24 protein-coding genes are annotated in these 23211 nt (G+C 65.6%); 12 read left to right on the forward strand and 12 right to left on the reverse strand.

The features are described 5' to 3' along the window. Positions 1-268 precede the first annotated feature (268 nt). The 3 genes from NUU27_RS19060 to NUU27_RS19070 form a co-directional block, all read right to left on the reverse strand. Positions 269-1123: a C40 family peptidase gene (locus NUU27_RS19060; RefSeq protein WP_257763743.1), complete on the reverse strand. Its 855-nt coding sequence runs from the start codon at positions 1121-1123 to the stop codon at positions 269-271. Beyond that, on the reverse strand, positions 1120-1470 hold the full coding sequence (locus NUU27_RS19065) for a MarR family transcriptional regulator (RefSeq protein ID WP_257763744.1): 351 nt from the start codon (positions 1468-1470) through the stop codon (positions 1120-1122). Before NUU27_RS19065 ends, NUU27_RS19060 begins: the two co-directional genes overlap by 4 nt. 124 nt (positions 1471-1594) lie before the next feature. Next, positions 1595-2968: a M17 family metallopeptidase gene (locus tag NUU27_RS19070; protein WP_257763746.1), complete on the reverse strand. Its 1374-nt coding sequence runs from the start codon at positions 2966-2968 to the stop codon at positions 1595-1597. 120 nt (positions 2969-3088) lie between these two features. On the opposite strand from NUU27_RS19070, the gene NUU27_RS19075 reads away from it, so the two are divergent. After that, on the forward strand, positions 3089-3904 hold the full coding sequence (locus NUU27_RS19075; RefSeq protein ID WP_257763747.1) for a tetratricopeptide repeat protein: 816 nt from the start codon (positions 3089-3091) through the stop codon (positions 3902-3904). A gap of 12 nt (positions 3905-3916) precedes the next feature. On the opposite strand, the gene NUU27_RS19080 is transcribed toward NUU27_RS19075, so the two are convergent. The 7 genes from NUU27_RS19080 to cpaB form a co-directional block, all read right to left on the reverse strand. Further along, positions 3917-4906 (reverse strand): type II secretion system F family protein, encoded by a 990-nt coding sequence (locus NUU27_RS19080; RefSeq protein ID WP_257763748.1) that lies wholly within the window; start codon positions 4904-4906, stop codon positions 3917-3919. Between the two features lies 1 nt (position 4907). Continuing rightward, on the reverse strand, positions 4908-5921 hold the full coding sequence (locus NUU27_RS19085) for a type II secretion system F family protein (protein ID WP_257763749.1): 1014 nt from the start codon (positions 5919-5921) through the stop codon (positions 4908-4910). A gap of 45 nt (positions 5922-5966) precedes the next feature. Beyond that, positions 5967-7487, reverse strand: coding sequence for a CpaF family protein (locus tag NUU27_RS19090; protein WP_257763750.1), 1521 nt, complete (start codon positions 7485-7487; stop codon positions 5967-5969). A 19-nt stretch (positions 7488-7506) separates the two neighbouring features. Beyond that, positions 7507-8784 carry a CpaE family protein gene (locus NUU27_RS19095; RefSeq protein WP_257763752.1) on the reverse strand — a complete coding sequence of 426 codons (1278 nt, stop codon included), beginning with the start codon at positions 8782-8784 and terminating at the stop codon, positions 7507-7509. Between the two features lie 22 nt (positions 8785-8806). Next, entirely contained in the window at positions 8807-9535 is a 729-nt protein-coding gene (locus tag NUU27_RS19100) for a CpaD family pilus assembly lipoprotein (protein WP_257763753.1), read from the reverse strand. Between the two features lie 14 nt (positions 9536-9549). After that, positions 9550-11055 (reverse strand): type II and III secretion system protein family protein, encoded by a 1506-nt coding sequence (locus tag NUU27_RS19105; protein WP_257763771.1) that lies wholly within the window; start codon positions 11053-11055, stop codon positions 9550-9552. Between the two features lie 116 nt (positions 11056-11171). Then, on the reverse strand, positions 11172-11987 hold the full coding sequence (gene cpaB / locus NUU27_RS19110; protein WP_257763754.1) for a Flp pilus assembly protein CpaB: 816 nt from the start codon (positions 11985-11987) through the stop codon (positions 11172-11174). 114 nt (positions 11988-12101) lie between these two features. Here cpaB and NUU27_RS19115 point away from each other — a divergent pair, with 114 nt between their 5' ends. Further along, on the forward strand, positions 12102-12242 hold the full coding sequence (locus NUU27_RS19115) for a hypothetical protein (RefSeq protein ID WP_257763755.1): 141 nt from the start codon (positions 12102-12104) through the stop codon (positions 12240-12242). A 119-nt stretch (positions 12243-12361) separates the two neighbouring features. Here the strand turns inward: NUU27_RS19115 and NUU27_RS19120 are convergent, their stop codons facing one another. Next, positions 12362-12883 carry a prepilin peptidase gene (locus NUU27_RS19120; RefSeq protein ID WP_257763757.1) on the reverse strand — a complete coding sequence of 174 codons (522 nt, stop codon included), beginning with the start codon at positions 12881-12883 and terminating at the stop codon, positions 12362-12364. A 303-nt stretch (positions 12884-13186) separates the two neighbouring features. Further along, entirely contained in the window at positions 13187-13366 is a 180-nt protein-coding gene (locus NUU27_RS19125) for a Flp family type IVb pilin (RefSeq protein WP_257763758.1), read from the reverse strand. Between the two features lie 335 nt (positions 13367-13701). On the opposite strand from NUU27_RS19125, the gene NUU27_RS19130 reads away from it, so the two are divergent. The 10 genes from NUU27_RS19130 to NUU27_RS19175 form a co-directional block, all read left to right on the forward strand. Next, positions 13702-14136 carry a pilus assembly protein N-terminal domain-containing protein gene (locus NUU27_RS19130; RefSeq protein WP_257763759.1) on the forward strand — a complete coding sequence of 145 codons (435 nt, stop codon included), beginning with the start codon at positions 13702-13704 and terminating at the stop codon, positions 14134-14136. A 156-nt stretch (positions 14137-14292) separates the two neighbouring features. Continuing rightward, complete coding sequence (locus NUU27_RS19135) at positions 14293-14847, forward strand: TadE/TadG family type IV pilus assembly protein (RefSeq protein WP_257763760.1); 555 nt, start codon at positions 14293-14295, stop codon at positions 14845-14847. 27 nt (positions 14848-14874) lie between these two features. Further along, entirely contained in the window at positions 14875-15504 is a 630-nt protein-coding gene (locus NUU27_RS19140) for a TadE/TadG family type IV pilus assembly protein (protein WP_257763762.1), read from the forward strand. Between the two features lie 78 nt (positions 15505-15582). After that, positions 15583-16815, forward strand: coding sequence for a phosphopentomutase (locus NUU27_RS19145; protein ID WP_257763763.1), 1233 nt, complete (start codon positions 15583-15585; stop codon positions 16813-16815). Beyond that, positions 16808-17698, forward strand: a complete 891-nt coding sequence (gene mutM, locus NUU27_RS19150; RefSeq protein ID WP_257763764.1) for a bifunctional DNA-formamidopyrimidine glycosylase/DNA-(apurinic or apyrimidinic site) lyase — start codon at positions 16808-16810, stop codon at positions 17696-17698. The genes NUU27_RS19145 and mutM overlap by 8 nt, the downstream gene beginning before the upstream one ends. Before the next feature lie 58 nt (positions 17699-17756). Continuing rightward, positions 17757-18530 (forward strand): enoyl-CoA hydratase, encoded by a 774-nt coding sequence (locus NUU27_RS19155; RefSeq protein WP_257763765.1) that lies wholly within the window; start codon positions 17757-17759, stop codon positions 18528-18530. Positions 18531-18721: 191 nt separating this feature from the next. Next, positions 18722-18988, forward strand: a complete 267-nt coding sequence (gene rpsT, locus NUU27_RS19160) for a 30S ribosomal protein S20 (RefSeq protein WP_257763766.1) — start codon at positions 18722-18724, stop codon at positions 18986-18988. Positions 18989-19949: 961 nt separating this feature from the next. Beyond that, positions 19950-21416, forward strand: coding sequence for a chromosomal replication initiator protein DnaA (dnaA, locus tag NUU27_RS19165; RefSeq protein WP_374567603.1), 1467 nt, complete (start codon positions 19950-19952; stop codon positions 21414-21416). A 338-nt stretch (positions 21417-21754) separates the two neighbouring features. Further along, positions 21755-22873, forward strand: coding sequence for a DNA polymerase III subunit beta (gene dnaN, locus NUU27_RS19170; protein ID WP_257763769.1), 1119 nt, complete (start codon positions 21755-21757; stop codon positions 22871-22873). 16 nt (positions 22874-22889) lie between these two features. Continuing rightward, positions 22890-23211: AAA family ATPase (locus tag NUU27_RS19175; protein ID WP_257763770.1), on the forward strand; the 322-nt coding region annotated here is incomplete at its 3' end.

The following is a 23211-nucleotide window of genomic DNA, read 5'->3' on the forward strand; positions in this document are numbered from 1 at the left end:
AGAGCTTCTCATCTTTGGCTTGAAACGCCAGGTGCCCTTCACGCCCCCCTCTGCCCTGCCGGGCATCTCCCCCTCAAGGGGGGAGATTGGGCGGCTGCAAGGATTTTGACCAACCGTCCAACGTTGCAGGGAATGCGACACGGTGCGGCCTGCTGATCTCCCCCCTTGAGGGGGAGATGGCCGGCAGGCCAGAGGGGGGTGTGCCGCGCGCCGGTACCGCACAATCAACCGACCACTTCCGTCAACGCGATCGCTTTCAACAAAGCCCTCACGGCCTGCGATAGCCGGTCGGCCGGCCATACAGCGCCGCGATACGCTCCACCGCCTCGGCAAGCGGCTCGCGCGCCACGGTCATGGTGTGGCCGTTGGCGTGCAGCATCGTTTCGCCGTCGAGCATGATCGCCACATGCCCGCGCCAGAAGACGAGGTCGCCGCGACGCAGCGGTGTCGCCGCCGGGTCGGTCGCCGTGCCGATGCTCTCGGCCTGCATGTCGGTATCGCGCAGCACCGTGCGGCCGGTCATGCGCATGGAAAGCTGCACGAGCCCCGAGCAATCAATGCCGAAGCCGCTGGTCCCGCCCCACAGATAGGGCGTGTGCAGGAAGGTTTCGGCCACCGCCACATAGTCGCCCGCCTGCTCGGAGAGCGGCCGCAGATGGTCGGCGATCATCGCCCCGCCCGTCGAAAGCAGCGCGTAGCGCGTGCCGCGGGTCTCGGCCGTCGCCGTCACGACGAGGCGGGCGCCCATGCTGTGCGCGGCCAGGATCGGCGCTTTCAGCTCGGCGCGCGGATAGACGAAGCTGCGCTGCGTGATGACCGTGTGGGTCGGTTCGGGTCCCGGCGCGCCCAACCCGTTCTCCGCGACATAGCCGACATAGCCGTCCCGCTCCGCCTGAATCCAGGCCCAGCCTTCGCTCCGCTCGAAGACACGCACCGCATCCCCGTAAAGGAGCTGTGTGTCGAGACCGGCATCGGCACGCGGCGCGCCGCGGATGTCGAGCACCGGCACGACGACGCAGGCCGCCTCGCCCTCGATGAAGCGCTCGGCCTCGACCGAGCCCTTCAGGCGCATGTCGGCGAGGTCGGCCCGGTGGGCGTTCAGGCGACGGTCGAGCAGGGTCACAAGGGCAGCTCCGCAGCTTTCGCCACCACCACGTCGCCGAGCCGCTCGACGAACAGGGCACCATCGACCGTGCGCCGGATCAGGACGTTGCGGCGGTCGCGCTCGTCGCGGTGGCGCGAGACGAATTTGAGCGCGCCCATGGTGTCGAGCGCGCGGGTGATGACGGGCTTGGTCACGCCCAGCTTCTCGGCCAGTCCGCGCACCGTGTGCGGCGGCGGATCGAGATAGATGGTCAAAAGGATGGCGATCTGCCGTTCGGTGAGATCGGGCCCGCCGGCCCGCACCTCGGCGAGGCTCGTCTGCTGCCAAAGCCTGAGCGCCTGGCTCGGGCGTAGATGGATCGACATGCCACCGGCTCAATCGTTGCACGCGCCGCCCGCTGCCGTCGGCGCGCTTTGACACGGAACACGGAAACCGTTTCGGTTCCGTACCGTTCATTCATGCCGCGAAAACCGCGCCGAGGCAAGCCTCTCAGCGCCCGTAGCGCGCCGTCAGGACCCGCTCCAGGGCGCGAATCCCCTGCGCCTCGCCGCCGATCGGCGCATACGGCTTGTCGTTCGGATTCCAGCCGAAGATGTCGAAATGCGCCCAGCTTTTCGCCTTCTCCACGAAGCGGGAGAGAAACAGGCCGGCGATTGGTGAGCCGGCAAAGCCGTCCGCCGAGACGTTGTTCATGTCGGCCACCTTGGACTCGAGCCGTGTCATGTACGGCTTCCACAACGGCATGCGCCACAGCGGGTCGGCGACGGCGGCAGCGGCCTCGGCGATGGCGGCGGCCAGGCTCTCGTCGTCGGTGTAGAAAGGCGGCAGGTCGGGCCCGAGCGCCACACGCGCCGCGCCCGTCAATGTCGCCATGTCGATCAGCACCTCCGGCGCCTCCTCATCGGCAAGCGCCAGGGCGTCGGCGAGCACCAGCCGGCCCTCGGCGTCGGTGTTGCCGATCTCGACCGTGAGCCCCTTGCGGCTCGTCAGCACGTCGCCGGGCCGGAAGGCATTGCCCGAAACCGCGTTCTCGACGGCAGGGATCAGCACGCGCAGCCGGATGTCGAGGCGGGCCGCCATCAGCATCGAGGCAAGGCCGAGAACGTTCGCCGCCCCGCCCATGTCCTTCTTCATCAGGAGCATGCCCGCCGCCGGCTTCAAATCGAGGCCGCCGGTATCGAAGCACACGCCCTTGCCGACCAGGGTCACCTTCGGCGCGCCGGTCGCACCCCAGGTCATGTCGATCAGACGCGGGGCAGCGGCCGCCGCACGACCCACCGCATGGATCATCGGCAGGTTCTGCTCGATCAGCGCTTCGCCGCCGGTGACGGAGACCTCGGCGCCATGCCGGCCCGCCAGCGTCCGCACGGCCTCCTCCAGCGCGTCGGGGCCCATATCGGCCGCCGGCGTGTTGATGAGATCGCGCGCCAGCAGGCTGCCCTCCGCCCACCGCTGCACCCTTGCCACGTCCACGCCCTGCGGTGCTGCGAAGCGTATCTGCGGCGACGGCTTCCTGCCGTAGCGGGTGAAGACATAGGCGCCGAGCATCAGGCCGAGCGCCGCCAGCTCCGCCTCGTCCGGCACCGCCGAAAAATGCCATGACCCCTCGGGCAGCGTGCGCGCCAGCGCCCCGGCGGAAAGCGGCGAGGCGGCGCCCGCCTCGCCGAGGCCAAGGAACGCGCCGGCCAGCGCGCCATCCGCACCGGGAAAGGTCATCACCTTGCCGGCCCCGGCGGAGAACCCGTTCGCCCTGGCCCAGGCGACCGCCGCGGCCGGCGCGCCCGAGCCCTCGATGGCGCCGGCATGCACCGGATAGACCGGCAGCGAGTTGGCGTCCTTTTCGGCGATCAGCGAGAGCGGCATGTCGGGTCTCCTTGTGAGCGGCGGGGGGTGCGTCTTAACGCTCCGTTAGGGTTAACAGAATATTTCTCCTTCATGGGGTCTGGCCGGCGGGCGGCCGAAGCCAATCGGAGGGGCGCGCAGATGTTTACCGAACAGCGCACGAATGCAACCGCAAACACGTTAGCAACGACGGCTCTGGCTCTCGTTATGGCAGCGGCTCTTGCCGGCTGCGCCAAGGACCGCATGACGACCGGTTCCATCAGCCGCAGCACGCCGGCGACGGTCGCCGGCATGAGCGCGCCGCAACTCAACGACGCCGCCAACGCCCTCGGACGCGCCTATGCCAGGAAACCCAAGGACAAGTCGACCGCGCTGCGCTACGCCACTGTCCTGCAGATGGACGGCCGGGTCGACCAGTCGCTCGCGGTGATGCGCAAGGCCGCCATCGACCACCCGTCGGACCGCGACGTGCTCGCCGCCTACGGCAAGGCGCTGGCGGCGGCCGGCGAATTGCAGCCGGCGCTCGACGCCGTGCGCCGCGCACAGACGCCGGAATATCCCGACTGGCGCCTCCTCTCGGCCGAAGGCGCCATCCTCGACCAGCTCGGCGACAAGGATTCCGCCCGCGCCCTCTATCGCAAGGCGCTCGCCCTGCAGCCCGGCGAATCCTCGATCCTCTCCAACATGGGCATGTCCTATCTCCTGGAAGGCGATCTGGATTCCGCCGAGACCCATATGCGCCAGGCGGCTGAGGCGTCAGGCGCAGACAGCCGCGTGCGCCAGAACCTCGCCCTCATCGTCGGCCTCAAGGGGCGCTTCGATGAGGCCGAGCGCATCGCCCGGCAGGAGCTCTCCCCCGAGCAGGCGGAAGCCAACGTCGCCTATCTCCGCTCCATACTGTCGCAGCAGAACGCCTGGAGCCAGCTTTCCGACGACAACAAGAAGAAGCGCAACTGAGCCGAAACGGCGCTAAAACAGCCCCTGCTCGCGGATCTGGATGCCGGCCGGCCCGAGGATCACGGCGAACAGGACCGGCAGGAAGAACAGGATCATCGGCACGGTGAGCTTGGGCGGCAGGGCGGCAGCCTTCTTCTCCGCCTCGTTCATGCGCATCTCGCGGCTCTCGTCGGCAAGCACCCGCAGCGCATGGCTGATCGGCGTGCCGTAGCGCTCGGCCTGGATCAGCGCCTGTGCGACGCTCTTCACCGTCTCCAGGCCGGTGCGCGCGGCAAGGTTCTCATAAGCCTGCCGGCGCTCCTGAAGAAAGGAGAGTTCGGCGTTGGTCAGGACGAATTCCTCGGCCAGCGGCACCGATTGCGCGCCGATCTCATCGGCGACGCGGCGGAACGCCGCTTCGATCGACATGCCCGATTCGACGCAGATCAGCATCAGGTCGAGCGCGTCCGGCCAGGCGAGCTGGAGCGACTGCTTGCGCTTGGACGCCAGGTTGGAAACATAGAGCACCGGTAGATAGAAGCCGGCATAGGCGGCCAGGACGCAGACGAAGGCCTGGATGAAGAAGGGCTGGTCAGGCAGGCCGCCCAGCAGGAAGACGTAGGTCGCGGCGAGCACGAGACCGACGATCGGCAGGACGAAGCGGAAGAACAGGAACTTCGTCAGCGGGTTCTGGCCGCGGAAGCCGGCCATACGCAGCTTGGCGACCGTCGCCTCGTCGGCAAGCGCACGGCGCAGGTCGAGCCGCTCGACGATGGCGCGCATGCCCACCGATTGCTGCTCGCGCAGACCGCGCCGGCGGTTCTCCGCCTCGGCGGCCAACCGGGCGCGCTGCTTGGCCCTCAATTCCTCGCGCTCGAGCGCGACGCTCTTCATGCGCGACTTCAGCGGGTCGCCGCCGAAGGCCGGCAACAGCGTGAACACGGTGGCGAACACCGCGATCGCCACCAGAAGCGCGATCAGGAAGCTCGGATCGATGACGGCGCCGATGACGTTTGCGGGCATGCTACACCTCGAAATTGATCATCTTGCGCATCACCAGGATGCCGATCAGCATCCAGATACCGGAAACGCCGAGAATGAGATGGCCGAGGCTCGTGGTGAACAGCGGCATGATATAGGTCGGGCTCGTCAGATAGACGAGGAAGGCGACGATGAAGGGCAGCGCGCCGATGATGACGGCTGAGGCCTTCGCCTCCATCGACAAGGCCTGGACCTTGGCCTTCATCTTCTTGCGGTTGCGCAGGACACGCGACAGGTTGGCCAGCGCTTCGGACAGGTTGCCGCCGGCCTGGGACTGGATCTGGATGACGATGCCGAAGAAATTCGCTTCCGGGCACGGCATCGTCTCGCCCATGCGCAGGCAGGCTTCCGGCGTCGACATGCCCATCTGCTGGGATTCGACGATGCGGCGGAACTCGGTCTTCACCGGCTCCTGGGCCTCGCTGGCGATCAGCCGGATGCCGTCGTTGATCGGCAGGCCGGACTTGACCGCCCGCACGATGACGTCGAGCGCGTTGGGGAACTCATTGAGGAAAGCCTTCACGCGGCGCTGGCGCTTGACGGCGACGAACCATCTCGGCAGGCCGAGGATGCCGACGATCAGGGCGCCGGGCAGCACGATCAGCGGCGCGCCGAGCAGGAAGACGAGCAGCGTCAGAAAAACACCGGACAGAACGGAGGCGATATGAAACCGCTCGACGGGAATGCCGAGGCCGGCCTGGCGCAGCTGCATCTTCAGCGGCGGCTTGCGGATCTTGCTGTCCCGCGACTTCTGCCGCTCGTCGAGCTCCTTCAGCGAATCCTGGATGGACTTGCGCCTCTTCGCCACCTCGGCGACGCGATCGCGGGACGCCTTCAGGGCCATGCGGTCGGTCTGCGCCTTCTTCACGCTTTCCAGGCGCCGGCCGGCCTTGCGCTCCTCGGCGATGCTGTTGAACATGAAGGCATAGGCCACCGCGCCGGCACTGCAGCCGGCAAGCAGGATGAAGGCGATCAGCGTGATGTCGATGCCGAACATCCTCTCAACCCTCCCCATCGCTCAGGGTGATCGGGGCCGCCACGGTCAATCCGCCTTCTTCTCGATGGCTTCGAGCGCCGCCGCCAGGCGCCGGTCCTCGCCATAGTAGCGGGCGCGCTCCCAGAAATGCGGCCGGCCGATGCCCGTCGACACATGCTCGCCGATGATCCGGCCGTTCGCGTCCTCGCCCTTCATGTCGTAGAGGATCAGGTCCTGGGTGATGATGACGTCGCCCTCCATGCCGATCACCTCCGTGACGTGGGTGATGCGGCGCGAGCCGTCGCGCAGGCGCGTCGCCTGGATGATGATGTCGACGGAGCCGACGATGATCTCGCGCACGGTCCTCTGCGGCAGCGTGAAACCGCCCATGGCGACCATGGATTCGATGCGGTTCAGGCATTCGCGCGGGCTGTTTGCGTGGATCGTGCCCATCGAGCCGTCGTGGCCGGTGTTCATGGCCTGCAGGAGATCGAAGACCTCCGAGCCGCGCACCTCGCCGACGATGATGCGCTCGGGCCGCATGCGCAGGCAGTTGCGCACCAGGTCGCGCATCGTCACTTCACCCTCGCCCTCGAGGTTCGGCGGACGGGTCTCGAGGCGCACCACGTGCGGCTGCTGAAGCTGCAGCTCCGCCGAATCCTCGCAGGTGATGATGCGCTCATCCTTGTCGATGAAGCTCGTCAGGCAGTTGAGCAGTGTCGTCTTGCCGGAGCCGGTGCCGCCGGAGATCAGCACGTTGCAGCGCACGCGGCCGATGATCTTGAGGATTTCCGCGCCCTCGGCCGAGATCGCGCCGTAGCGGACAAGCTGGTCGAGCGTCAGCTTGTCCTTCTTGAACTTGCGGATGGTCAGCGAGGCGCCGTCGATGGCGAGCGGCGGCGCGATGACGTTGACGCGCGAGCCGTCGGGCAGGCGGGCATCGCAGATCGGGCTCGATTCGTCGACCCGGCGCCCCACCTGGCTGACGATCCGCTGGCAGATGTTGAGAAGCTGCTGGTTGTCGCGGAAGCGGACATTGGTCTGCTCGACCTTGCCGTTGACCTCGATGTAGACGTTCTGTGCCCCGTTGACCATGATGTCGGCGATCTCGTCGCGCGCCAGCAGCGGTTCCAGCGGGCCGTATCCCAGAACGTCGTTGCAGATATCCTCGAGCAGTTCCTCCTGCTCGGAAATCGACATCGCGAAGTTCTTGATCGCGATGATGTCGTTGACGATGTCGCGGATTTCCTCGCGCGCGCTGTCGGGATCGAGGCTGGCGAGCTGCGACAGGTCGATCGTCTCGATCAGGGCCGAGAAAACCTGGCTTTTGGTGTCGTAATAGGATTCGCTGCGCGTGCGCTGTGCCGGCGCGGCCCGGGCCGGTTGCAGCGGCGGAGGAACCATTGGGCCGGGCGCCTGCAGGGCCGGTGCCATGGCCGGAGGCGGCGCCTCCAGCGGCGCGACGGGCGGCGGCGCCGAAGGCCGTTCCGGCATCAGCACACCGAGGGCCCCATCGTCGAAGGAGGTGGGAGCCCGGTTTTGCGGCGGTGCGGAATACCCGCCGCTGTTGCCTCTCTTTCCGAACATCTGGCAGCTACCGTCCGTTTCAGCTCTTGCGTTTCAACAGGTCCAGGATGCCCGAAAGGCCGGGCTTCTTCTTCGGCCGGGCTTCACGCCGGCCGGTCAGGACATGGGCAAGCTCGTTGACCGTCTCGACGATCGGGTTCCTGGCATCCATCTCGCCGAGCATCCGCCCGTTGTTGGCGGCGTTGCCGAAGAACTGCGGATCGAACGGGATCGACGCCACCGGCGCGATGCCGAGCGGCTCGCTGAAATCTTCGATCGAGATCTCCGGCCGCTTGGGAACGCCCATCTGGTTGAGGATGAGCTTTGGCGGGCCGTCGTTCGGACGCAGCTTCTTCAACGTGTCGATCAGGTTCTTGGTGTTGCGCAGACTGGCCAGATCCGGCGTCGCCGTGATCACCACCTCGTCGGCGCGCGCCAGCGTGGTCTTGCTCCAGCCGGACCAGATGTGCGGCACGTCCAGCACCAGGACCGGCGCCGTGCGCTGCGTCGTGTCGATCACCTGTGCGAAGGCCTCTGAATCGAAATCGTAGACGCGGTCGAGCGTCGAGGGCGCCGCCAGCAGCGAAAGGCGTTCGGCGCATTGCGCCAGGAGGCGGTCCAGATAGACCTCGTCGATGCGTTCGGGCGAGAACACCGCCTCGGCTATGCCCTGCGGCGGGTCCTGGTCGAAATTGATGTTGGCCGTGCCGAAGGCGAGGTCCAGATCGGCGACCACCACCTCGTTTTCGAAGAGATGGGAGATGGTCCAGGCCAGATTGTGGGCGATGGTAGAAGAGCCGACGCCGCCCTTGGCGCCGATGAAGGCGATGGACTGGCCGATCGGCTCGGCCTCGGGATCGACGAAGATATTGGCGATCACGCTGACGATGTCGGCCATCGAGATCGGCGCGACGACATATTCCGAGATACCGGCCCGCATCAGCTCGCGATAGAGCCAGACATCGTTGTAGTGGCCGACGATGATGACCTTCGTCGACGGATCGCAGACCTCGGCGAGCTGCTCCAGCGCGACGATCATCTCGCGCGGCTCGCTGGCCGATTCGATGATGATCAGATTCGGCGTGGCTGCCGTCTGGTAGAATTCGACCGCCGTGGCGATGCCGCCCTTGTTGACCCGCAGATGGGCCTTGGCCATGCGCCGGTCGGCGGCGGCCCGCTCGATCGGCCGCGACACGGCCTCCGTCTCGCAGAACGCCTGGATGGAGATGCGCGGCACCGGACGAAGCGACCGCAATGCCGGATCGGCCTCGTGGGGTTCGATCTCGGTCGGATCGGTTTCGTAGGCAAGGTTGCTCATGGATCGCCCCTCGGTCATGCCGCTAGTCGTAATCGACTTCCGATTGCTTCGCGAAGCGCTCGGAAACCGCCCGGTCCTTGTAGTCGATGATGGCCGCGTCGCGGTTCTCGGCATCGATCTCCGTCATCTTGCGCGGGCCGAGGAAGTCGTTCGGATTGGCGACCTGGGCGGCGAGGTTGTTCTGGTAGGAGCAGCCGAAATTGGCGTAGAGCTTGTTTTCGGTCGTATCCATGATGTCCTTCGGCCAGCGGCCGCAACGGCCGGTCGAGGCCTTGACGACCGGGTAGGAAACGCGGATGGGCGGCGCGACGTCCGGGGACGGCGACTGGTAGGCGAGCACGGCGATGCGCTCGCCCGGCACCCCGCGTTCGCGCAGGAGGCGGGTGAAATCCGAAGCGACGTTGGAAGCCGCGAGTTCGTTGGCCGAACCCGCCGGCACGAGCACCGTCACCGTGCCGCCGGTGCGCCGGTCATAGCCGTCGAGGAAGCCGGCCAGCGTCGCCGCCTGATCGCGCGTCATCCGGCGCGAGGACGTGCCGACCGGAAGGTCGATGTGCTCGGAGGATTCCGATACGACGATCGGGTGATTGGTGCGGTAGTCATCGGGGATCGAGCCGACGATCACCGAATCCCGTTTGGCGGCGTTGCAGCCCGCCAGCAGAACGGCACCCGCCAGCAGCAGCAGAGGGCCGGCACGGCGCCGGCAGGCGCCGCCTGAATGGCCGTGTTTCATCGTCACCACCCCCGACATCGCTCGTTCCCCGCTCACTTGTAGATGTAGCCGACGACGCCGTGGTAGCGGCCGTCCGGCAGGTTGGTCTTCATGGTTCCGTAAATCCTGTTGACGCGGCCGAGAAAGATTCCCGCCCCGTCGCTCGCCGGCGTGAAATTGTCATCCGGCTTGGCCAGCGCGGTGCGCGCGCTGGGCTTGGACAGATAGGGCGTGACGATGATCACCAGTTCGGTCTCGTTGCGCACGAAATCGCGGCTGCGGAAGAGGGCTCCGAGCACCGGCACCTTCGACAGGCCCGGCACGCCGTTGAACGCCTGACGCACGTCGTCCTGGACGAGACCGGCGATCATCATGGAGCCGCCGGAGGGCAGTTCCACCGTTGTGTCGGCAAGGCGCTTGCGGATCGAGATGGCGTTCATGCTCGACGCGTTGCGATAGCGCTCGCCGCGGCCCATGCCCGCGAAAAACGTCTGCGAGCCCTGCATGGTTGGCTCGGAGACCTGGGTTCGGATCTTGAGGCTGATGCGCCCCGCCGAAAGCACCGTCGGCTGGAATTCCAGACCGATGCCGTAATCGATCTTCTGGACCTCGTACTCCAGCCCGCCCGATTCGCCATCGATCTTCTGCGACGTCACCAGGTTAAACTCGCCGCCGACGCGAAAGGTCGCCTTCTCGCCGGACACCGCCGTCAGCGCCGGCTCGGCCAGCGTCTTCATCACGCCGGCCTGCTCCATGGCGTTGACATAGGCGTCGATCAGCGAGCCGCCGAGCGAGAGCTGTGTCGGCGATAAGGGCTTGCCGAGGCCGAACGCGTTGTCGGAGACCGCACCCCACTTTATGCCGTCGACGCTTCCCGAACCGATCATGTTGACGCCGAGCTGCTTCATCACGGAGCGGCTCACCTCGGCCACCGTCACCTTCAGCGTCACCTGGTCCTCGCCGATGATCTGCAGCATGTTGACGATCTTGCTGACCTGGCGCTTCTGGTCCGGGTTGTTGATCGCCACGCCGCCGCCGTCGGTGGGGGCTGCGGCACTCTGCGAGTACTGGCCGGTCGTCGCCTCACCGCCGGTGACGAAGATCTGCGCCAGCTGCGCGGCGCGCGAGGCGTCGAGCGGCGTCTCGACCGTTCCCGTCAGCACCACGTTGTCGTTGATCAGCTCGACGTCGATGTCGGAATTGGGGATGAAGCGCTTCAGATAGTCTTCCAGCCCTGCCACGTCGCGCTCCACGGCCACGTCGAGGCTGGCGATCTGCTCGCCGTTCGGCCCGAAGACGAAGATGTTCGTCTCGCCGACCTGCTTGCCGAACAGGTAGATCCGTCGCGCGGTGCGCGTCACGGCATCGGCCACCGAGGGATTGGCGACGAGGATGTCGTAGGCATCGCCCGGCAGATCGATCACCAGCGATTTGTTCAGCCCCAGCTTGACGCGCTGGCCGGCGCTCTGGCCGCTGCGCGCCTTGACGACCGCCTGCTCGGCCATTGCCTGGCCAGCGGGACCGGCGGTCAGCGCCAGGACCATCGCCGCGCAGCCCATGAGCAGCTTTGCGGCGGCCCGCCGCCGGCGGCCGTCGCTCTGGCGTGGAGCGGAATAGGGACCTGAATCCTCGCGATACGGCATGATCCTGTCCGATCGGGTGTAGCTCGGCGCGTTCATTTGCGGGTCCCCACCTCAGTCACCTGGCCCGACTTGATCAGGCGCACGCTGTTGCCTCGTCCCGCGCCCGAAACCAGGTAGGCCCCCTCGTTTCCGGCCGGCTCGTTCGTGTCGGTGACGGCTCTCAGGGACAGCGTCAGCCGATCGGCCATCTGCTGCGCCACCGTGATGATCTCCGCCTGCTCGGGGGACAGTTCCAGGGTCGCAGTCTCACCGACCTTGACCCGGCGGCCTTCCTCGTCTTCCTGGATCGTCTGATCGATGGCCAGCACCCTGATGTTCTTCAGGATCGTCTCGGTGATGAAGCCGCCCGTGCTCGCCGCTTCCTGTGCGCGCCGCGTCATGATGACGTCGACAAAATCGTTCGGCAGGATGAAACCGCCGGCCGAGGTGTCGGCGGCGATCTGCGTGGCGACGGCGCGCTTGCCCGAAGGCAGGATCGCCGACATGAAGCTGATGCCCTCGCCGATCAGCTTCGAGCGGCGCAGCGGCTCGCCGGCGTAGAGCGCCACCCGGGCGATGGAGCTGCGCAGCTCCTCGAGCGCCTGCGGGCTCTGGTCGCGGGTGATGAAATTGGCGTTGAGATTGTCGACCGGCCAGGCTTCCCAGGAGAGCGCGCTGCCCAGCTCCGTCCCCATCGGCACATCCTGGCCGAGCACGAGCACGTCGGTCATCTCGACCGCCGGCGTCTTCGGCCCAAGGTCGACGACGGGCTGCTGAGGCGCCGGCGCGGTCAGGTTCTTCGCCACATAGCCGGCGCCAAGCGCTGCCAGAACGGCAACGCCAAGAATGACGGTCCGGGATTTCCCCATTTACATTGCCCCTTGAACCCAAATCCCCTTGCGTAAGGCGGACAATGGCGCGGCAATCGTCAAATTAGGGTTAACAGGACCCTTACGGGCGTGATTAATTCAAGGTTACCGATCATGGGTTGCATCATTCCCGCACGCACGGAATTGTCCCCGTCGGCGCGGGATTTTGGCGGCCAGGCATGGATCCTCGGGTCGGGGCCTGAGGATGACGAGTGGTGGGAAGAAACGATGCCGATCGTCAACCTCGGCGATTGACACGAACGCTTACGCGATTCGTCATCCTCGGGCTTTGACCCGAGGATCTATGCCGGAGCGACGCAAAGATGCGTCGGGGCCGGAACGACGCAAAGATGCGTCGGGGCCGGCAAACCCGCTCAGAGCGCGGCGAGCCTCGCGAGCGCCCATTGCATCAGCGGCGTCTCGGGATAGGTGATCAGGCCCGCAAGGCCGAGGGCGATGCCGTAGGGAACCCCCACCTTGGCATCGGCGAAGTGGCGCAGGAACGCATTGTTGCCCGTCATCAGCGACAGCGGAGAGCCGCGGTAATAGAGGATCGCCATGGTCAGTGCACCGCCGATCAGGGCCGCGACCACCAGATATTGCACCAGCCCCGGTGCAATGCCGAACCAGACCGCCGTCGCGGCGAGCAGCTTGGCATCGCCGCCGCCCATGCCGCCGACGGCGAAGAGCACGAAGGTGACCGAGAGCACCAGCGCGCCGGCGGCCATATGCATGCCGAAGGCCGGCCAGGCCATGCCCGTCAGGGGAGCGACGACGGCGAAGGTCAGGAGAAGGATGACGGAGACCCGGTTGGCGATGGTCATCGACAGCATGTCGGACACCGCCGCAAAGGCCATGCAGAAGGGGAAGACCACGAAGATCGCTGCTTCGAGCATTGTCACGCCGTCCTGTTTCTTTCGATCCTGCACCGGCGCGGCTTAAGACTTGGTGAAGTGCAACCCTTAAAGCGCCGTGCGTTCGAGCGTCGTGCGTGGTTCGACAAGCTCACCATGAGGGGCGAACATCGATCGCAAAACCCGTCTGCAACGTCCTGGAACCGGGCTTCCTGCCAAGCGCAGCCACCCTCATGGTGAGCTTGTCGAACCACGCACCGGCCAATGCGCCAGCTGTCGTCGCCCGCGGAAGCAAAAAAGCCGCCCCTTCGGAAAGGAGCGGCTTCGATTTGACGTGCGATCCGATCAGCCGCCGTTGGCCGTGGTCAGGTCCGCGCCGATCGTCGTGAAGGTGCCGCTGATCTCAGTACCGATGGTGCGGGCGCCGGCGATGATGCCGAGGGCGATCAGGGCGGCCAGCAGGCCGTATTCGATGGCCGTGGCGCCGGATTCGTCTTTCATGAAACGTGCAAACAGATTTGCCATGTGGAGTACTCCTCTTCCGCGTTTTCAAACAGCAAGACCGTCAACTTTCTTCGGTGTTGATCGGATGGGGCGACCTTACGGGGAAGCTCTTTCGGCGGGCTTAAGAAACACCATTACCAAAGTCTTTCCAGCACCCGAGGCATGGCATTGGTTAATGGCAGGCTAAGCTGAAACCCTTGTTTTGAAAGGGTTGCCCCGGTGTCTTTCCATAACAGCCACTTGCGCGGCGCGCCCGCGTGGCGCGGCGCCTCACAGCGGCAGCACCGCACGGCATTTAACGCTTGGTTCACCAATCGGCTTCATAGTCCCTTCAGCATGACTTGGGGAACGGGGCGATGCGCAGCGCACTTATTCAGTCCAGACGGACATTCCATCTCGCCGCCGTCGCGGCCTGCCTGCTGGCCGCACCGGCCGCAGCACAGGCGGAATCGGGCATCGGCGTGGTGATGAACCAGGCGAAGATCGTCAAGCTGGCCCGGGCGGCCGATACGATCGTCATCGGCAATCCCGAGATCGCCGACGCGGCGGTGCAGGACGCGACCACCATCGTTCTGACCGGAAAGGGTTTCGGCGTCACCAATCTCGTCGTCCTCGACGTCGACGGGCAACCCATCGTCGACGAGCAGGTCACCGTCAGCCGTCAGACGGCCCGGTCGGTCCGCATCTATCGCCGCGCCGACATCCAGACGCTGTCCTGCACCCCCTATTGCGAGAGCGCCTACAAGACCGACGCCGAGCGCACCTCGGAAGTGGAGATGGGGTCGAACTGATCCGTGGCGGCCGCGCCGTTTTTCTTCCCGCTGGTGATCCGGCCGGTTAGCGAATCCTTACTGCAGAACCTGGAATTTGATCGGTGCGCAAAACCGGAATGCAACCGGAACGCGCTAGCATCAGCGCAGTCTTCGTCACCTTTCAGGGGGTTGGGAATGGGCGTTCTGGGGGAGACCTCCGGGGGAAATCATGGCCGATGCCGGCTCGGCCTGCTGCGCCGCTTCGCGCGGAACCGCGACGGCGTCACGGCCATCGAGTTTGCCTTTCTGGGTCTGCCGTTCTTCCTGCTGATCTTCGCGATCCTCGAATCCTGCATCGCCTTCGCGGCCCAGGAGCTGCTGTCGAACGCCACCGACGACGTGGCGCGCCGGTTTCGCACGGGCCAGATCAAGGTCGAAGACAACATCGACGAGCAGAAGCTGCGCCAGATGATCTGCGATCGCATCTCGATCCTGGTTTCCAACTCCTGTCCCGGCCTCGCCGTCGACCTGCAGCAGTTCGACACGTTCGAGGATGCGGCAAGGGCGGCGACCTCGTTCAACGAGGATGGCAGCATCAAGACCAAGGTCGATCCCGGCCCGGCGCTCACCAAGAACATGCTGCGCGTCTATTATCACTGGCCGATCGTCACCAACCGCCTCGCCCAGACCCTGCCGGACGGCACGATGCTGCTCTTCGCCTCGATGACCTGGCAGAACGAGCCCTTCTGAGACGGGCGGGAGATCAGGAACATGCCGATGACACACGATCAGAGCTCCTTCCGCCAGGGCCGGGGCGTCTTCAGCACCCTGCGCCGCTTCCTCGACGACCGGCGCGGCGTCGCGGCCGTCGAGTTCGTCTTCATCGCGCCCGTGCTGTTCGCGCTCTATTTCCTGACCCTGGAATTCGCCCAGGCCATCGACACCAACAAGAAGATCAGCCGCATCGGCAGCATGGTCGGCGATCTCGTCGCCCAGCAACCGTCGATCACGCCCGGAGAGGTGGACGCGATCATGAAGATCGGCGGCTCGCTGCTCAATCCCTACAAAAGATCCGCGCCGGAAGTGATGGTCACGGCCATCCGCGTCACCGATGAGACCACGCCCAAGGTCGAGGTCGTGTGGTCGCGCAAGCTGGTCGGCAGCAATGCCGGTCCCGGCCTGCCGGCGGGCACCGGCACCACAATTCCCGACAATCTGAAGGTCAAGGGCGCCTTCTACATCCGCGCCACGGCGGAGCTGGGCTACCAGCCCATCATCACCTGGTCGGAGAGCGGCAGGAAATCCCTCGGTCTGATGGCGATGCTCGGCCTCGACAACATGGAAATGAGCGAGCGCTATTATCTGCGCCCGCGCATGAGCAGCACCATTCCCTGCCAGGGGTGCTAGCGCACCGGCCCGAAAACGATTCCGATTTTCGGGCCGATGCGTTATGTCTGAGGCATCGGTAACAACGGTGCTCTTTCCATGGCGCGTGCCTTCCTTTTCGTCCTCGATTCCTTCGGCATCGGTCATGCGCCGGATGCAGCAGCCTTTGCCAGCCGGGGCGCCGACACCTACGGCCATATCGCCGCTGCCTGCGCGGAAGGCCGCGGCGACCGGGCAGGCCTGCGCCAGGGCCCGCTGCACGTGCCGCACATGAAGGCGCTCGGCCTTGCCCATGCCGCCGCCCTATCGGCCGGCGATGATCCTGCCCGCCTGCCCCCGGCGACGGGCTTCTACGGTGCGGCCTCCGAAACCTCGCGCGGCAAGGACACGCCGTCGGGTCACTGGGAGATCGCCGGCGTGCCGGTGCCCTTCGACTGGGGGTATTTCCCCGAGACGGAACCGACCTTCCCCAAGGCGCTGACGGACGCCATCATCGAGAAGGCGGCGCTGCCTGGCATCCTCGGCAATTGCCACGCCTCCGGCACCGAGATCATCGCCCGGCTCGGCGAGGAGCACATCCGGACCGGCAAGCCCATCTGCTACACGTCCGCCGACTCCGTCTTCCAGATCGCCGCCCACGAGACGCATTTCGGGCTCGACCGGCTCTACGAGCTCTGCCGCATCGTGCGCGGGCTGGTTGATCCGCTCAATATCGGGCGTGTCATCGCGCGCCCCTTCGTCGGGGAGCATGCCGCCGAGTTCGAGCGTACGGCCAACCGGCGCGACTATGCGGTCCCGCCGCCGCAACCGACCCTGCTCGACCGTGTCGAGGCCAGCGGCGGCACGGTCTTCGGCATCGGCAAGATCGGCGACATCTTTGCCCATCAGGGCGTCAGCGAAGTGCGCAAGGCCGCCGGCAACATGGCCTTGTTCGAGGCGACGCTGAAAGCCATGAAGGATGCGCGCGACGGCGATCTGGTGTTCGCCAATTTCGTCGATTTCGACACGCTGTACGGCCACCGCCGCGACGTTGCCGGCTATGCCGCCGCCCTGGAGGCTTTCGACCGGCGGCTGCCGGATGCGCTCGCCCTGCTGCGCGAGGGCGACATGCTCATCCTGACCGCCGATCACGGCTGCGACCCGACCTGGGCCGGCACCGACCACACGCGTGAGAGAGTGCCGGTGGTGGGCGCTGCGCCGGGCCTGAAGCCGGGCTCGATCGGCCTGCGCTCCACATTCGCCGACATCGGCGAGACGGTGGCGGACCATCTGGACCTGCCTGCCGGGAAGGCTGGCGTCTCCTTTCTGCGCGAGCTGGCGCCCGATGCCTGAACTGCCCGAGGTGGAGACGGTCCGGCGCGGTCTGCAGCCGGTCATGGAGGGGGCGCTGATCGAGGCCGTCGAACTGCGGCGCCCGGACCTGCGCTTTCCCTTTCCGCACGATTTCACGACGCGGCTCGAGGGGCGGCGGATCGTCGCCCTCGGCCGGCGGGCGAAATATCTCCTGGTGCATCTCGACACCGCCGACGTGGTGCTGTGCCACCTCGGCATGTCGGGATCGTTCCGCGTCGATCGTGACGGCGACGAGGCGAGCCCGGGCACCTTCCATCACGCCCGCGCGAAGGCCGGCAAGCACGATCACGCGGTGTTCCATCTGGCGACGGCCGACGGCGGCAAGCGGCGGGTGGTCTACAACGATCCGCGCCGCTTCGGCTTCATGCTCCTGCATGCCGAGGGCACGCTCGACAGTCACCCGCTGCTCTCCGGGCTCGGGGTCGAGCCGACCGGCAACGTCCTCGACGGAATGCTGCTTTCGGATCTCCTGCGCGGGCGGCGCGCACCCCTGAAGACGGTCCTGATGGACCAGCGCCTGATCGCCGGCCTGGGCAACATCTATGTCTGCGAAGCCTTGTGGCGCGCCCGCCTCTCGCCGAAACGCAGCGCCGATACCGTCGCCGGCAAATCCGGCACGTCGGTGCGGAGCCGGCGCCTGGCCGAGGCGATCCGCGCGGTCATCGCCGACGCGATCGCCGCCGGCGGCTCATCGTTGCGCGACTATGTCCAGGCCGACGGCTCGCTCGGCTATTTCCAGCACACGTTCAACGTCTACGACCGCGAAGGCGAGCCGTGCCGCCGCGAGGGGTGCAAGGGGACGATCCGGCGCACGGTCCAGGCGGGGCGGTCGACCTTCCATTGTTCGTCCTGCCAGCGCTAGTGGTCTGGTGTGCGATGCGCCGAAGCGGAAACACGAATTGCGAAGAGAGGAACGCATTATGGCATATGAAACAATCCTGGTGGAAACGCGCGAGCGCGTGGGCCTGGTGACGCTCAACCGCCCCAAGGCGCTCAACGCCCTCAACTCGCGGGTTCTCACGGAGGTGGTGTCGGCTATGCAGGCCTTCGACGAGAACCCCCGCATCGGCGCCATGGTCATCACGGGCTCGGAAAAGGCCTTCGCGGCCGGGGCGGACATCAAGGAGATGCTGCCCAAATCCTATATCGACGCCTATCTGGAAGATTTCTTTGCCGGCTGGGAAGGGCTGACGCGCGTGCGCAAGCCGGTCATCGCCGCCGTTGCCGGCTATGCGCTCGGCGGCGGCTGCGAGCTGGCGATGATGTGCGATTTCATCATCGCCGCCGAGAACGCCAAGTTCGGCCAGCCGGAGATCACGCTCGGCGTCATGCCAGGCATGGGTGGATCGCAGCGCCTGACCCGTTTCGTCGGCAAATCAAAGGCCATGGACATGTGCCTGACCGGCCGCATGATGGGCGCTCAGGAGGCGGAGCGTTCGGGACTCGTCTCGCGCGTCGTGCCGACCGGCGAACTGATCGAGGAGGCCCTGAAGGCGGCCGCTACCATCGCCGATTTCTCCCAGCCGGCGGTGATGATGACCAAGGAGACGATCAACCGGGCCTACGAGACGACCTTGTCCGAGGGGTTGCGCTTCGAACGGCGGGTGTTCCACTCCATGTTCGCGCTCGACGACCAGAAGGAAGGCATGTCCGCCTTCTCGGAAAAGCGCTCGGCAAACTTCAAGAACCGCTGAGACCGCCCAAGGGGGTGAGTGCAGCGGTTTCTTTCGGCGCAACCGCCGCTTTGGCGTCCACGGGCGTTGACGCGCGGGAAAAGCTCCACTATAAGCCGCCACGACTGTGGTGGCCCTGCGGCTGCCCTTTTTGTTTTGCACCCGCGAGACCTTGAGTTCGCGGCATTGACTGTAGAGACAAGAGAGGACTCATGGCCAACACGACTTCGGCCAAGAAGGCGGTGCGCAAGATCGCCCGCCGCACCGCGGTGAACAAGAGCCGCCGCTCGCGCGTGCGCAATTTCATCCGCAAGGTCGAGGAAGCGATCGCTTCCGGCGACAAGACCGCGGCCGAGACCGCGTTCAAGGCTGCCCAGCCGGAGCTGATGCGTGCCGCCACCAAGGGCGTGCTTCACCGCAACACCGCTTCGCGCAAGGTTTCCCGCCTGGCGCAGCGCGTCAAGACGCTCGGCGCCTGATTCCAGAGCACATCGCCTGAATGAACCCGGCGGCGGCGCCGGGTTTTTTCTTTGTCACGCAAGAGGTTGGCCATCCATGCGCGCATAGCGTGTGGTGCCGACCCGTTTTTGTTTGCCGGCGCAGCAGGATTACTTTCGCTACGAATTTGTCACATTCCGACGGCCTCATTTTCGCCGCCGAAGAAACTTCCCTTTTAATATCAGCATCTTGCAGAAGTTTATCCACAACTTGCTCACGTCACGTCCGCCGCCATGGAGATGTGAAATTGTCAAGCATTTTTTTAGGATTTTTTTTCAGCGGCCACCGCCGATAGGACCACTTGGAAAAGGCTCTTGAATCCAAAAGACTTATACTTTGCCCCTGTCGGGCATGCGCATTTTCCGGCGCGACACAAGAGCAGATTCGAGAAAAAAGGATCAGGCCCGCTCTTGCCCTTTCCACAAGGATTTCGGTAATGTCGGTCCATCGAGAGGGCAGTCAGAGCCCCAGCCTTAAGCCTAAATCGGCATGCATAGCGACGTGGACGTTTTTCCGCGCGACGGCTCCTTTGCGCTCTCGGTCACCGGCCTTGCCGGCTCGCTTGTCGGGGACAAACTTACCGGCGCCTTTCGCGTCATTTGACCAAGCGGGCTTGGAAGGTTGTCGCACGCCGGTAAAACAACTGGCGGTTGAGTTCGTTTTGTGAGAGATACAGCCGGGGCGCTGGAGAGGAGAGGGAAAGCCGAGAGTGGGTCGTTGGCTGCGACCGTTAGCATCAATCAATAAGGGACTCCGGCAAAGGATGGGCGGGCGCGGGCTAGGCCTTCACAACGATCCGGTCGGAAAAACACCATTCATTGAACAACAGGGACATGAGGCATGCAAAGCGGCGCTGAAAGGGAAGCATTGGGGGGATTTTCTTTTCAAGAGCAAGTGTCTGAGCAGGACGCCACGGAAAAGGCGACTGCGGGCCAAACCGAAATCATCGAGAAATCCGGTCCCTCGGAGATCGTTTTCGAACGAGTGAAGGCGCAGTTGCGCGCCCGGCTCGGAAGCGAGGTCTATTCGAGCTGGTTCGGCCGGATGAAGCTGATGGAGGCCTCCAAGGGCAGCGTGCGGATTTCCGTTCCGACGGCTTTCCTGCGCTCGTGGATCAACGGCCACTATCTCGACCTCATCACCGAATTGTGGAAGCAGGAAGAGCCCGACACGCTGAAGGTCGAGATCGTCGTGCGCACCGCCACACGTAACGTCCGGGCGCCGCAGGAGCAGAAGCCGGTGGTGGCGCGCAAGGTGGCCAGCCGCCCCCAGACAGCGCTCGGCGCCGGCACGCTGTCGGCCGCACACGGACCGCGCAACAGCGCCGTGCAGAGCGCCGAGCAGGACGGCCGTTCAAGCATTCTCGGCTCGCCGCTCGACAGCCGCTACACATTCGATTCCCTGATCGAGGGGCCGTCGAACCGGGTCGCCTGCGCCGCCGCACGCACCGTCGCCGAATCCGATTCCAACGCCATCCGCTTCAATCCGCTGTTCCTGCACGCCTCGGTCGGCCTCGGCAAGACCCACATGCTGCAGGCCATTGCGGCCGAATCCCTGCGCCGCAAACCGCAGGCGCGCGTCGTCTATCTGACGGCCGAATACTTCATGTGGCGCTTCGCCACGGCCATCCGCGACAACAACGCGCTCACCCTCAAGGAGCAGTTGCGCGACATCGACCTGCTAATCATCGACGACATGCAGTTCCTGCAGGGCAAGTCGATCCAGAACGAGTTCTGCCATCTGCTCAACATGCTGCTCGACAGCGCCCGCCAGGTGGTGGTGGCGGCCGATCGTCCGCCCTCGGAACTGGAATCGCTCGAGCCGCGCGTCAAGTCGCGCCTCAATGGCGGCGTCTCCCTGGAGATCGGCGCCCCGGATTTCGGCATGCGCCTGTCGATCCTCAAGCAGCGCCTTGCCGCCGCCCAGGCCGAGGATGCAACGCTCGACATTCCCGAGGAGATCCTCGTGCACGTGGCCCGCTCCGTCACCGGCAGCGGCCGCGAGCTGGAAGGCGCCTTCAACCAGCTCCTCTTCCGCCATTCCTTCGAGCCGCAGATCACCATCGACCGCGTCGACGAGATTCTCGGCCATGTCTGCCGCGCCGGCGAGCCCAAGCGGGTGCGCATCGAGGACATTCAGCGCATCGTCGCACGGCATTACAACGTGTCGAAGACGGAGCTTCTGTCCAACCGGCGCACGCGCACCATCGTCAAGCCGCGCCAGGTGGCCATGTATCTGTCCAAGGTCATGACCCCGCGCTCCCTGCCGGAGATCGGCCGCCGCTTCGGCGGGCGCGACCACACCACGGTGCTGCATGCCGTGCGCAAGATCGAGGGACTGACGGACGGCGACAAGCAGCTTGCCCAGGAGATCGAGCTGCTGAAACGCCTCATCAGCGACCAGGCATAGCGCTTTTTCCGGCCCAGGCTGGATCGCCCCTCATCCGCCAGCGGGAAGGAGGAGAGCCGCAACGTTGGCGTCCCCTCTCCCCGCCTGCGGGTGTCCGAAGGACGGGTCGGGGCCGGTGGCTCGACCCCAGTCGGCAAGGGTGAGGGGCCGCGTCGCTGCCTCATCGGCGCCAGGCGCGGCCGTTTTCCCCAAAAAGCCGCGGCCCGTGCGGCCGCTTCGCTGCACGGGCTTGCGTTTCTCCTTGATTTCCTGTCAGTTTGTTGAAAATCAAGCCTGTTCATGGCTGTCCGGGGCGATGCCCCAGGGACGACTTTTCATTCAAGCGAGATCGATCGGTCATGCGTGTTATTCTGGAACGCTCCACCCTCCTGAAATCCCTCAATCATGTTCATCGCGTGGTGGAGAGGCGCAACACGATCCCGATCCTGTCCAACGTGCTGCTCAATGCCGACGGCGCCAGCCTGCAGATGAAGGCGACCGACCTCGACCTCGAGGTGACGGAAGCGGCGGGCGCCACCATCGAGCAGGCGGGCGCCACCACAGTGCCGGCGCATCTGCTCTACGACATCGTCCGCAAGCTGCCGGACGGCGCCGAGGTGATGCTGAAAACCGATGAAGCCGGCAACGCCATGTCGGTCATCTCCGGCCGCTCCTCCTTCCGCCTGCAGTGCCTGCCCCAGTCCGACTTCCCGGAGCTTTCGGCGGGCAATTTCTCGCACATCTTCCGCCTCGATTCCGAAGCGCTGAAAACCCTCATCGAGAAGACGCAGTTCGCCATCTCGACCGAGGAGACGCGCTATTACCTGAACGGCATCTTCCTGCACACGATCGAAGTCGGCAGCGCGCTGAAGCTGCGTTCGGTGGCGACCGACGGCCACCGGCTGGCGCGCGCCGAGATGGAGGCGCCGGCGGGCTCCGAGGGGATGCCCGGCATCATCATTCCGCGCAAGACGGTCGGTGAGCTGCTGAAGCTGGTCGACGATCCGGACGTCGCCGTCACGGTTGAGCTTTCCGATACCAAGATCCGCTTCACCATCGGCAGCGTTATCCTCACCTCCAAGCTCATCGACGGCACCTTCCCGGATTATCAACGCGTCATCCCGACCGGCAACGACAAGAAGCTGGTCATCGACCGGCAGAGCTTCGCCGCCGCTGTCGATCGCGTGTCCACCATCTCGTCGGAGCGTGGCCGGGCGGTGAAGCTGGCCATTGCCGACGGACAGGTCACCCTCACCGTCAACAATCCCGATTCGGGCAGCGCCACCGAGGAGATCCCGGCCGACTACGACGCGGATCCGATCGAGATCGGCTTCAACGCGCGCTACCTGCTCGACGTCGCCGCGCAGCTCTCCGGCGAGAACGCACGCTTCATGCTCGCCGATGCCGGCTCGCCCACCCTCGTCCAGGACGAAGGCGACGAGAGCGCGCTTTACGTCCTCATGCCGATGCGCGTGTAGCGCCCTTGGAAAAGCCTTGGCCGAACAAGACGACGTCAGAAGCCAGCCGGCCCAGGTCCACCTTGCCAGGCTTGACCTGAGCGATTTTCGCAACTATCGCGCCCTGTCGCTGGAACTCCGGCCGGGCGCGGTGGTGCTCACCGGCGAAAATGGAGCCGGCAAAACAAATCTTCTGGAAGCCGTCTCATTTCTTTCTCCCGGACGCGGCCTGCGCCGGGCCACACTCGACGACGTCGCCCGCGCCGGCTCTGAAGGCGGCTTCGCCGTCCATGCCCGGCTCGAAGGCCCGTTCGGCACGTGCCAGATCGGCACCGGCACGGCCGGCGCCGGTCCGCCGG

Origin of the sequence: Nitratireductor sp. ZSWI3, assembly GCF_024655565.1 — a bacterium.
GTDB lineage: Bacteria > Pseudomonadota > Alphaproteobacteria > Rhizobiales > Rhizobiaceae > Nitratireductor.

Bases quoted from the DNA above. Each gene is read 5' to 3' on its own strand.
- NUU27_RS19065 (WP_257763744.1), bottom strand. From the start codon at position 1,470: ATGTCGATCCATCTACGCCCGAGCCAGGCGCTCAGGCTTTGGCAGCAG.
- NUU27_RS19070 (WP_257763746.1), bottom strand. From the start codon at position 2,968: ATGCCGCTCTCGCTGATCGCCGAAAAGGACGCCAACTCGCTGCCGGTC.
- NUU27_RS19075 (WP_257763747.1), top strand. From the start codon at position 3,089: ATGTTTACCGAACAGCGCACGAATGCAACCGCAAACACGTTAGCAACG.
- NUU27_RS19080 (WP_257763748.1), bottom strand. From the start codon at position 4,906: ATGCCCGCAAACGTCATCGGCGCCGTCATCGATCCGAGCTTCCTGATC.
- NUU27_RS19085 (WP_257763749.1), bottom strand. From the start codon at position 5,921: ATGTTCGGCATCGACATCACGCTGATCGCCTTCATCCTGCTTGCCGGC.
- NUU27_RS19090 (WP_257763750.1), bottom strand. From the start codon at position 7,487: ATGTTCGGAAAGAGAGGCAACAGCGGCGGGTATTCCGCACCGCCGCAA.
- NUU27_RS19095 (WP_257763752.1), bottom strand. From the start codon at position 8,784: ATGAGCAACCTTGCCTACGAAACCGATCCGACCGAGATCGAACCCCAC.
- NUU27_RS19100 (WP_257763753.1), bottom strand. From the start codon at position 9,535: ATGTCGGGGGTGGTGACGATGAAACACGGCCATTCAGGCGGCGCCTGC.
- NUU27_RS19105 (WP_257763771.1), bottom strand. From the start codon at position 11,055: ATGGGCTGCGCGGCGATGGTCCTGGCGCTGACCGCCGGTCCCGCTGGC.
- cpaB (WP_257763754.1), bottom strand. From the start codon at position 11,987: ATGGGGAAATCCCGGACCGTCATTCTTGGCGTTGCCGTTCTGGCAGCG.
- NUU27_RS19115 (WP_257763755.1), top strand. From the start codon at position 12,102: ATGGGTTGCATCATTCCCGCACGCACGGAATTGTCCCCGTCGGCGCGG.
- NUU27_RS19120 (WP_257763757.1), bottom strand. From the start codon at position 12,883: ATGCTCGAAGCAGCGATCTTCGTGGTCTTCCCCTTCTGCATGGCCTTT.
- NUU27_RS19125 (WP_257763758.1), bottom strand. From the start codon at position 13,366: ATGGCAAATCTGTTTGCACGTTTCATGAAAGACGAATCCGGCGCCACG.
- NUU27_RS19130 (WP_257763759.1), top strand. From the start codon at position 13,702: ATGCGCAGCGCACTTATTCAGTCCAGACGGACATTCCATCTCGCCGCC.
- NUU27_RS19135 (WP_257763760.1), top strand. From the start codon at position 14,293: ATGGGCGTTCTGGGGGAGACCTCCGGGGGAAATCATGGCCGATGCCGG.
- NUU27_RS19140 (WP_257763762.1), top strand. From the start codon at position 14,875: ATGACACACGATCAGAGCTCCTTCCGCCAGGGCCGGGGCGTCTTCAGC.
- NUU27_RS19145 (WP_257763763.1), top strand. From the start codon at position 15,583: ATGGCGCGTGCCTTCCTTTTCGTCCTCGATTCCTTCGGCATCGGTCAT.
- mutM (WP_257763764.1), top strand. From the start codon at position 16,808: ATGCCTGAACTGCCCGAGGTGGAGACGGTCCGGCGCGGTCTGCAGCCG.
- NUU27_RS19155 (WP_257763765.1), top strand. From the start codon at position 17,757: ATGGCATATGAAACAATCCTGGTGGAAACGCGCGAGCGCGTGGGCCTG.
- rpsT (WP_257763766.1), top strand. From the start codon at position 18,722: ATGGCCAACACGACTTCGGCCAAGAAGGCGGTGCGCAAGATCGCCCGC.
- dnaN (WP_257763769.1), top strand. From the start codon at position 21,755: ATGCGTGTTATTCTGGAACGCTCCACCCTCCTGAAATCCCTCAATCAT.